Below are 8,565 nucleotides of genomic sequence, written 5' to 3' on the forward strand. Positions count from 1 at the left end.
CGAGTGCTTACTCGTCTTCCAGCTCGATGTTGATACCCAGCGAGCGGATCTCTTTCAACAGCACGTTGAAGGATTCCGGCATGCCTGGTTCCATCTGATGGTTGCCGTCAACGATGTTTTTATACATCTTGGTACGGCCGTTCACGTCATCAGACTTCACGGTCAGCATTTCTTGCAGGGTATACGCGGCGCCGTATGCTTCCAGCGCCCACACTTCCATCTCACCGAAGCGCTGTCCACCGAACTGCGCTTTACCACCCAGCGGCTGCTGAGTAACAAGGCTGTAAGAACCGGTAGAACGCGCATGCATTTTGTCATCAACCAGGTGGTTCAGTTTCAGCATGTACATGTAGCCAACGGTAACCTGACGCTCAAACTGCTCGCCGGTACGGCCATCAAACAGCGTGATCTGGCCGGAAGAAGGCAGACCGCCGAGCTGTAACAGCTCTTTGATTTCGCTCTCTTTCGCACCGTCAAACACCGGCGTGGCAATTGGCATACCTTTTTTCAGGTTCTCGGCCAGACGCAGTACTTCGTCATCGCTGAAAGTGTTCAGGTCAACTTTCTGACGCACGTCGGTGCCCAGATCGTAAGCGCGCTGAATGAACTCACGCAGCTTAGACACTTCTTCCTGCTTCTTAAGCATCGCGTTGATTTTCTCACCGATGCCTTTCGCAGCCATACCCAGATGGGTTTCAAGAATCTGTCCAATGTTCATACGTGACGGTACGCCCAGCGGGTTCAGTACGATGTCAACCGGCGTGCCGTGCTCATCGTATGGCATATCTTCGATCGGGTTGATCTTGGAGATAACACCTTTGTTCCCGTGACGACCTGCCATTTTATCGCCCGGCTGGATCTGACGTTTAACGGCCAGATAAACCTTAACGATTTTCAGCACGCCCGGCGCCAAATCGTCGCCCTGCGTGATTTTGCGGCGTTTCGCTTCGAGTTTTTTCTCAAACTCGTGCTTCAGTTCGTCGTACTGCTCGGCCAGCTGTTCAAGCTGGTTTTGCTTCTCTTCGTCGGTCAGACCAAGTTCCAGCCAGCGCTCGCGAGGCAGCTTGTCCAGTTTTTCCGCTTCCACACCGCCGGCAACCAGTAGGTACTGAATACGGCTGAACAGGCCCGCTTCGAGGATCTGCAATTCTTCAGACAGGTCTTTCTTCGCCTGCTTCAGCTGCATTTCTTCGATTTCCAGCGCGCGTTTGTCTTTTTCCACGCCATCGCGGGTAAAGACCTGCACGTCGATAACCGTACCGGACACGCCGTTTGGTACGCGCAGAGAAGAGTCTTTAACGTCAGACGCTTTCTCGCCAAAGATCGCACGCAACAGTTTCTCTTCCGGCGTCAGCTGGGTTTCACCTTTCGGCGTCACCTTACCAACCAGAATGTCGCCGCCGGTCACTTCCGCGCCGATGTAAACGATGCCTGACTCATCCAGTTTAGAGAGCGCAGCTTCACCCACATTAGGGATGTCGGCGGTGATCTCTTCCGGCCCCAGCTTGGTATCGCGGGAGACACAGGCCAGTTCCTGAATGTGGATGGTGGTGAAGCGATCTTCCTGAACCACGCGCTCGGAGACTAAAATGGAGTCTTCGAAGTTGTAGCCGTTCCACGGCATGAACGCCACGCGCATGTTCTGACCCAGCGCCAGCTCGCCCAGATCCGTGGACGGACCGTCAGCCAGCACGTCGCCGCGCTCGATCGGTTCGCCCAGGTTGACGCATGGCATCTGATTAATACAGGTGTTCTGGTTAGAACGGGTGTATTTGGTCAGGTTGTAGATATCAATACCAGCTTCGCCTGCATACATTTCGTCTTCGTTAACTTTAATAACGATACGCGATGCATCGACGTACTGTACGGTGCCGCCGCGTTTTGCTACGGCGGTCACGCCGGAGTCAACCGCTACCGCGCGCTCCATACCGGTACCGACCAGCGGCTTATCAGCACGCAGGGTAGGCACCGCCTGACGTTGCATGTTTGCACCCATCAAGGCGCGGTTGGCGTCATCGTGCTCCAGGAACGGGATCAGCGACGCACCGACGGAAACCACCTGCTGGGTGGAAACGTCCATGTAGTCAACCTGATCGCGACTGAACAGACTTGATTCGCCTTTGCTACGGCAGGTCACCAGATCGTCAACGAAATGGCCTTCGTCATCGAGGTTGGTGTTCGCCTGAGCAATAACGTAGTTACCTTCTTCAATAGCAGAAAGGTAATGGATTTCGTCGGTCACCACGCCTTCGCGAACGCGACGGTATGGCGTTTCAAGGAAACCATACTCGTTGGTCTGCGCATAAACAGACAACGAGTTAATCAGACCGATGTTTGGACCTTCCGGCGTTTCGATTGGGCATACGCGACCGTAGTGGGTCGGATGCACGTCTCGAACTTCAAAGCCTGCGCGCTCACGCGTCAGACCGCCCGGGCCAAGGGCCGAGATACGACGTTTGTGCGTGATCTCAGACAGCGGGTTGTTCTGGTCCATAAACTGTGACAGCTGGCTGGAACCGAAGAACTCTTTTACCGCAGCGGAGATCGGCTTGGCATTGATCATGTCCTGCGGCATCAGCGTGTCGAGATCGCCGAGCGACAGACGCTCTTTAACCGCACGCTCAACGCGCACCAGACCGACGCGGAACTGGTTCTCCGCCATTTCGCCGACGGAACGGATACGACGGTTGCCGAGGTGGTCGATATCATCCACTTCACCAATGCCGTTACGAATACCGATAAGCTTTCTCATCACGTCGATGATGTCGTCTTTGCTCAGGATACCGGAGCCTTCGATCTCATCACGCAGCAGAGAGCGGTTGAACTTCATCCGGCCTACCGCTGACAGGTCATAGCGGTCTTCGGAGAAGAACAGGTTTTCGAACAGGTTTTCAGCCGCTTCGCGCGTTGGCGGTTCGCCAGGGCGCATCATGCGATAGATCTCAACCAGCGCGCTCAGACGATCGGTAGTCGGATCGACGCGTAAGGTTTCAGAGATGTATGGGCCGTGATCCAGATCGTTGGTGAACAGCGTTTCTATACGCTTGTGACCGGCCTGGCTCAGTTTAGCCAGCAGATCCAGCGACAGTTCCATGTTCGCGCCGATGATCAGTTCGCCGGTGCTTTCGTCGATATAATCTTTACCAACCACTTTGCCCGCAATGTATTCAACCGGTACTTCGATATGCGCAACGCTATCTTTTTCCAACTGGCGAATATGACGTGCGGTAATGCGGCGGCCTTTCTCAACGTATACCGTGCCGTTGGCTTCGATATCAAATGAGGCAGTTTCACCACGCAGGCGCTCAGGCACCAGCTCCATCTGGAGCTTGTTGTCGCGAATTTCATACACGACTTTTTCAAAGAACAGGTCAAGGATCTGCTCAGAGGTGTAGTTCAGCGCACGCAGAATGATCGACGCAGGCAGTTTGCGGCGACGGTCGATACGAACGAACAGGTTGTCTTTCGGATCGAATTCAAAGTCAAGCCAGGAACCGCGGTAAGGGATAATACGTGCGTTATACAGCACTTTACCGGAAGAGTGCGTTTTACCCTTATCACTGTCGAAAAATACGCCGGGACTACGATGGAGCTGAGAAACGATAACCCTTTCCGTACCGTTGATCACAAAGGTACCGTTATCGGTCATGAGCGGGATTTCGCCCATGTAAACTTCTTGTTCTTTAATATCTTTAACGGTGCCTTCCGGCGCTTCGCGCTCGTAGATCACCAACCGCAGCTTGACGCGCAGAGGCGCAGAGAACGTGACGCCACGAATCTGACACTCTTTCACATCAAACACCGGCTCGCCTAAGCGATAGCTGACGTATTGCAGCTCAGAGTTACCGCTGTAGCTTTGGATCGGAAATACGGAACGGAAAGCTGCTTCCAGACCATATTGTCCTTCAGGATCTTGCTCGATGAACTTCTGGAACGAGTCAAGCTGGATAGAAAGGAGATAAGGAATGTCCAGAACCTGTGGACGTTTTCCAAAATCCTTACGAATGCGTTTTTTCTCGGTATAGGAGTAAACCATGGGTTCCTCAGCTCGCTGAAAAGTAGAACCTTTCTGTCCGTCCGGGGGGACAGTTTGTGCGACACTATTTTGTGGCCGGAGAGGCAGAATGCCTTCCGTAATACCTCTTTCTATCACTCTTAAATCATTTCATTGCCGTTGCGCTGATGAGAAATCAGGCAGGAGAGCAGTATATTAAGTCGTCGATAGAAAAAGATATTAAGCAGCAGGTTAATGGCTAAATAGTGTGAAACCCCATTAATGCTGTAGAGCGCAAAAAGGCTGGTGACCATAGAGCCACCAGCCATCAGCCTTAAATCAGGCTGCAACCTGAAAGGTTGGCTTATTTAACTTCAACTTCTGCGCCAGCTTCTTCCAGTGCTTTCTTCAGAGCTTCTGCGTCGTCTTTGCTGATGCCTTCTTTCAGGGCAGCAGGTGCAGACTCAACCAGATCTTTAGCTTCTTTCAGGCCAAGACCGGTAGCGCCACGTACTGCTTTGATCACGGCAACTTTGTTAGCGCCGATAGCTTTCAGTACAACGTCGAACTCGGTTTTTTCTTCAACAGCTTCAGCGGCAGCAGCTGGGCCTGCAACGGCAGCAGCAGCAGAAACGCCGAATTTTTCTTCCATAGCGGAGATCAGTTCAACGATTTCCATTACAGACAGGGCAGCAACGCCTTCGATGATTTGTTCTTTAGTAATTGACATTTAAAATGTTCCTGAAATTCAGAGTAGTTTATGTATACGTAAGCAAGTGAACGAGAAAAGAAAGATTTAAGCTTAAGCAGCTTCAGACTCTTTCTGATCGCGGACAGCAGCCAGAGTGCGAACCAGTTTGCCGGCAGCGGCTTCTTTCATGGTTGCCATCAGGCGTGCGATTGCTTCATCGTAAGTAGGCAGAGTTGCCAGGCGATCGATCTGAGCCGCACTGATTAACTCACCTTCAAAGGCCGCCGCTTTAACCTCAAATTTTGCATTCGCTTTCGCGAACTCTTTGAACAGACGAGCAGCAGCGCCCGGGTGTTCCATAGAGTATGCAATCAGGGTTGGACCGACAAACGTGTCTTTCAGAACTTCAAACTGAGTTCCTTCAACGACGCGGCGCAGCAGGGTGTTACGAACAACACGCATGTAAACGCCAGCTTCACGACCTGCTTTACGCAGTTCAGTCATTTTGTCTACGGTCACGCCGCGAGAATCCGCAACTACCGCAGACAGCGCGCCTTTGGCTACTTCGCTGACTTCAGCAACAATCGCTTGTTTGTCTTGAAGATTTAAAGCCATTAGCTTTTGCTCCTGGATTTTGGCCGGAGATGAATTTCTCCGGAACTCACTTCACCTGACCAACGATAAAGAAGGCAGGCGCGAAACACGGTGAGCAGAATCCAGCAAAGACTATAAAAATATTCTTCAGGTTCTGTCACCGTCTACGCAGGGAATTAAGCATTGCCGTAAGGCGCTGCACCTGCGGTCTTGGACGGAGGCCTGGATAAGGCCAGGCTCCAACCAGCGATCACTTAAACGGCTAACGCCGTTCAAATGCTCTGAAAATCGGGTTCTGCGTATAACAGAACAACGGGCGTAAGAGTCTAGTTGAATCTTTCGCCCGCGTAAAGCAGATTAGTTAGTCGCGGTGTTCAGGCCAGCCTGATCAACAGCAACACCTGCGCCCATCGTAGTGGAGATGCTAACTTTCTTAACGAAAACGCCTTTCGCCTGGGCAGGTTTTGCTTTTTTCAGCGCAACCAGCAGGGATTCCAGGTTTTCTTTAAGTTTATCTGCGTCGAAATCAACCTTACCAATAGTGGTATGGATGATACCGTTTTTGTCGTTACGATAACGAACCTGACCTGCTTTAGCGTTTTTCACCGCTTCAGCAACGTTTGGCGTTACGGTACCCACTTTCGGGTTTGGCATCAGACCGCGTGGACCCAGAACCTGGCCCAGCTGGCCAACAACGCGCATTGCATCAGGTGATGCGATAACAACGTCAAAGTTCATTTCGCCTTTTTTGATCTGGTCAGCCAGATCTTCCATACCTACCAGTTCAGCGCCGGCTGCTTTTGCCGCTTCGGCGTTAGCGCCCTGGGTAAATACGGCAACGCGTACTGAACGGCCAGTACCGTGTGGCAGTACGGTTGCACCGCGCACGTTCTGGTCAGATTTACGAGCATCAATGCCCAGGTTTACCGCTACGTCAACGCTTTCTACGAACTTGGCCGTTGCCAGTTCCTTCAGCAGAGCAACAGCTTCGTTGATGTCATACTGTTTAGTTGAATCAACTTTGTCACGGATCACGCGCATGCGCTTGGTCAGCTTAGCCATTTCTTAATCCTCTACCACCAGGCCCATGGAACGAGCAGTACCTTCGATTGAGCGAGTCATCGCTTCAACGTCAGCACCAGTCATGTCCGCAGCTTTAGTTTCTGCGATTTCACGTACCTGAGCACGTGACACTTTCCCTACTTTCTCTTTGTTCGGTTTGCCCGAACCAGATTTGATACCTGCCGCTTTCTTCAGCAGTACGGCTGCCGGAGGCGTTTTGGTAACGAAGGTGAAAGAACGGTCAGAATAAACAGTGATGACGACCGGAATCGGCAGACCTTTTTCCAGAGAATCTGTTTTGGCGTTAAACGCTTTACAGAATTCCATGATGTTAACGCCTTGCTGACCCAGAGCCGGACCAACTGGTGGACTTGGGTTCGCCATACCTGCCGAAACCTGCAGCTTGACGTAGGCTTGTACTTTCTTAGCCATGGTATTTCCTCTATTGGGTTCAAGCGCCTCGAAATGAGGCTCCCCGTGATTAATATTCACGCGCTTTAACAGCGCATAAAAAACAAAAGGCGCGAAATTGTATTGCAATTTCGCGCCTCAGGCAACTCTATTTACTCTCCGACTTATCTGCCGGATAACGTCCGCCATGCTGAATGGTGGCTTGCAGAGTGGATTAGCCTTTTTCTACCTGTCCGAAGTCCAGCTCAACAGGTGTTGCTCGTCCAAAAATAGAAACGGAAACTTTCAAACGGCTCTTCTCGTAGTCCACTTCCTCGACCACGCCATTAAAGTCAGCAAACGGGCCATCATTAACGCGTACCATTTCGCCCGGTTCGAACAGCGTTTTCGGACGCGGTTTGTCGCCAACCTGCTGTAGGCGGTTCATGATCGCATCCACTTCTTTATCGCTGATCGGTGCAGGTCGATCGGAGGTGCCGCCAATGAATCCCATGACGCGCGGTACGCTGCGCACTAAGTGCCAGCTCGCGTCGTTCATGACCATTTGAACCAGTACATAGCCCGGAAAGAACTTGCGCTCGCTCTTACGACGCTGACCGCCACGGATCTCGACCACTTCTTCAGTGGGAACCATGACATCGCCAAACAGTTCTTCCATGTTATGTAACTTGATGTGCTCGCGCAGCGATTGTGCTACGCGGCCTTCAAAACCGGAAAACGCCTGAACGACGTACCAGCGCTTTTTTGGAGCTTCAGACATCTCAGAACCTCAGGCCAGTGATAAACGATACAAGACGGACCAGAATGCCATCCAGTCCCCACAGAATCAGCGACATCACGGCGGTAACCGCGGCAACGATTAACGTGGTATGCAACGTTTCCTGACGGGTCGGCCAAATGACCTTGCGGACTTCGGTGCGCGCTTCGCGAGCAAAAGCCAGCGTTGCCTTACCTTTTGTCGTCAGCAACGCAATGCCGCCAGCGGCAGCAATCAGAATAACGACAACCAGCGCGCGTAACGGTAGGGTGACTTCACGATAATAGTAGTTACCAGCAATAGCCACGATAAGAAGCAGCGCGACGACTAACCACTTTATCGCTTCCAGGCCGCGCCCGCTCCCTTGAGCTTCGGTATTAGCACTCATAAACCAACCTGCCACAATAAATCAGAAACTATTTTGCCCCCTGATAAGGAGGCAACCGAACCGAAGGATGCTGTCAGGCGAAACTCGGCATATTGCGCCGTATAACAGAGCCTGTCTCAGCAATGATTATGGTTGAAAATCACTGATGAGCCAGGTTCTATATTACAGCGTGTAAAAAGGGCATCAAATGATGCCCTTTTCATGTGCGGTGCGTCAAATGTTATCGCGATTACGCCATAACTTTAGCAACAACGCCTGCACCAACGGTACGGCCGCCTTCGCGGATTGCGAAACGCAGACCGTCGTCCATTGCGATTGGGTGGATCAGGGTAACAACCATTTTGATGTTGTCGCCCGGCATTACCATCTCAACGCCTTCCGGCAGTTCGATCGTTCCGGTCACGTCGGTGGTACGGAAGTAGAACTGTGGACGGTAGCCTTTGAAGAACGGCGTATGACGGCCGCCTTCGTCTTTGGACAGAATGTAAACTTCTGACTCAAATTTGGTGTGTGGCTTGATTGAGCCTGGCTTGGCCAGAACCTGTCCACGCTGGATATCTTCACGCTTGATACCGCGCAGCAGAATACCACAGTTCTCACCTGCACGGCCTTCGTCCAGCAGTTTGCGGAACATTTCAACGCCGGTACAGGTCGATTTCACGGTGTCT

General features: G+C 52.0%; 9 protein-coding genes. All 9 read right to left on the bottom strand.

Features of this window, described 5'->3' with window-relative positions; all coding sequences use genetic code 11:
* Nucleotides 1-7 precede the first annotated feature (7 nt).
* A complete protein-coding gene (gene rpoB / locus GS12_RS16385; protein WP_034911351.1) occupies nt 8-4,036 on the bottom strand; it encodes a DNA-directed RNA polymerase subunit beta in 4,029 nt (1,342 codons plus the stop codon).
* 119 nt (nt 4,037-4,155) lie between these two features.
* On the bottom strand, nt 4,156-4,308 hold the full coding sequence (locus GS12_RS24650; RefSeq protein WP_156103012.1) for a hypothetical protein: 153 nt from the start codon (nt 4,306-4,308) through the stop codon (nt 4,156-4,158).
* 50 nt (nt 4,309-4,358) lie between these two features.
* Nucleotides 4,359-4,724, bottom strand: a complete 366-nt coding sequence (gene rplL, locus GS12_RS16390; RefSeq protein WP_024966036.1) for a 50S ribosomal protein L7/L12 — start codon at nt 4,722-4,724, stop codon at nt 4,359-4,361.
* Between the two features lie 72 nt (nt 4,725-4,796).
* Entirely contained in the window at nt 4,797-5,300 is a 504-nt protein-coding gene (gene rplJ / locus GS12_RS16395) for a 50S ribosomal protein L10 (protein ID WP_034911347.1), read from the bottom strand.
* A gap of 336 nt (nt 5,301-5,636) precedes the next feature.
* Nucleotides 5,637-6,341 carry a 50S ribosomal protein L1 gene (gene rplA, locus GS12_RS16400; RefSeq protein WP_034911346.1) on the bottom strand — a complete coding sequence of 235 codons (705 nt, stop codon included), beginning with the start codon at nt 6,339-6,341 and terminating at the stop codon, nt 5,637-5,639.
* A gap of 3 nt (nt 6,342-6,344) precedes the next feature.
* Nucleotides 6,345-6,773 (bottom strand): 50S ribosomal protein L11, encoded by a 429-nt coding sequence (rplK, locus tag GS12_RS16405; RefSeq protein ID WP_034918722.1) that lies wholly within the window; start codon nt 6,771-6,773, stop codon nt 6,345-6,347.
* Nucleotides 6,774-6,966: 193 nt separating this feature from the next.
* Nucleotides 6,967-7,512 carry a transcription termination/antitermination protein NusG gene (gene nusG, locus GS12_RS16410; RefSeq protein ID WP_012439920.1) on the bottom strand — a complete coding sequence of 182 codons (546 nt, stop codon included), beginning with the start codon at nt 7,510-7,512 and terminating at the stop codon, nt 6,967-6,969.
* A gap of 1 nt (nt 7,513) precedes the next feature.
* Complete coding sequence (secE, locus tag GS12_RS16415) at nt 7,514-7,897, bottom strand: preprotein translocase subunit SecE (protein WP_034911341.1); 384 nt, start codon at nt 7,895-7,897, stop codon at nt 7,514-7,516.
* Between the two features lie 229 nt (nt 7,898-8,126).
* On the bottom strand, nt 8,127-8,565 hold a 439-nt coding region (locus GS12_RS16420), incomplete at its 5' end, for an EF-Tu C-terminal domain-related protein (protein WP_034948890.1).

Source organism: Erwinia oleae, assembly GCF_000770305.1.
Lineage (GTDB): Bacteria > Pseudomonadota > Gammaproteobacteria > Enterobacterales > Enterobacteriaceae > Erwinia > Erwinia oleae.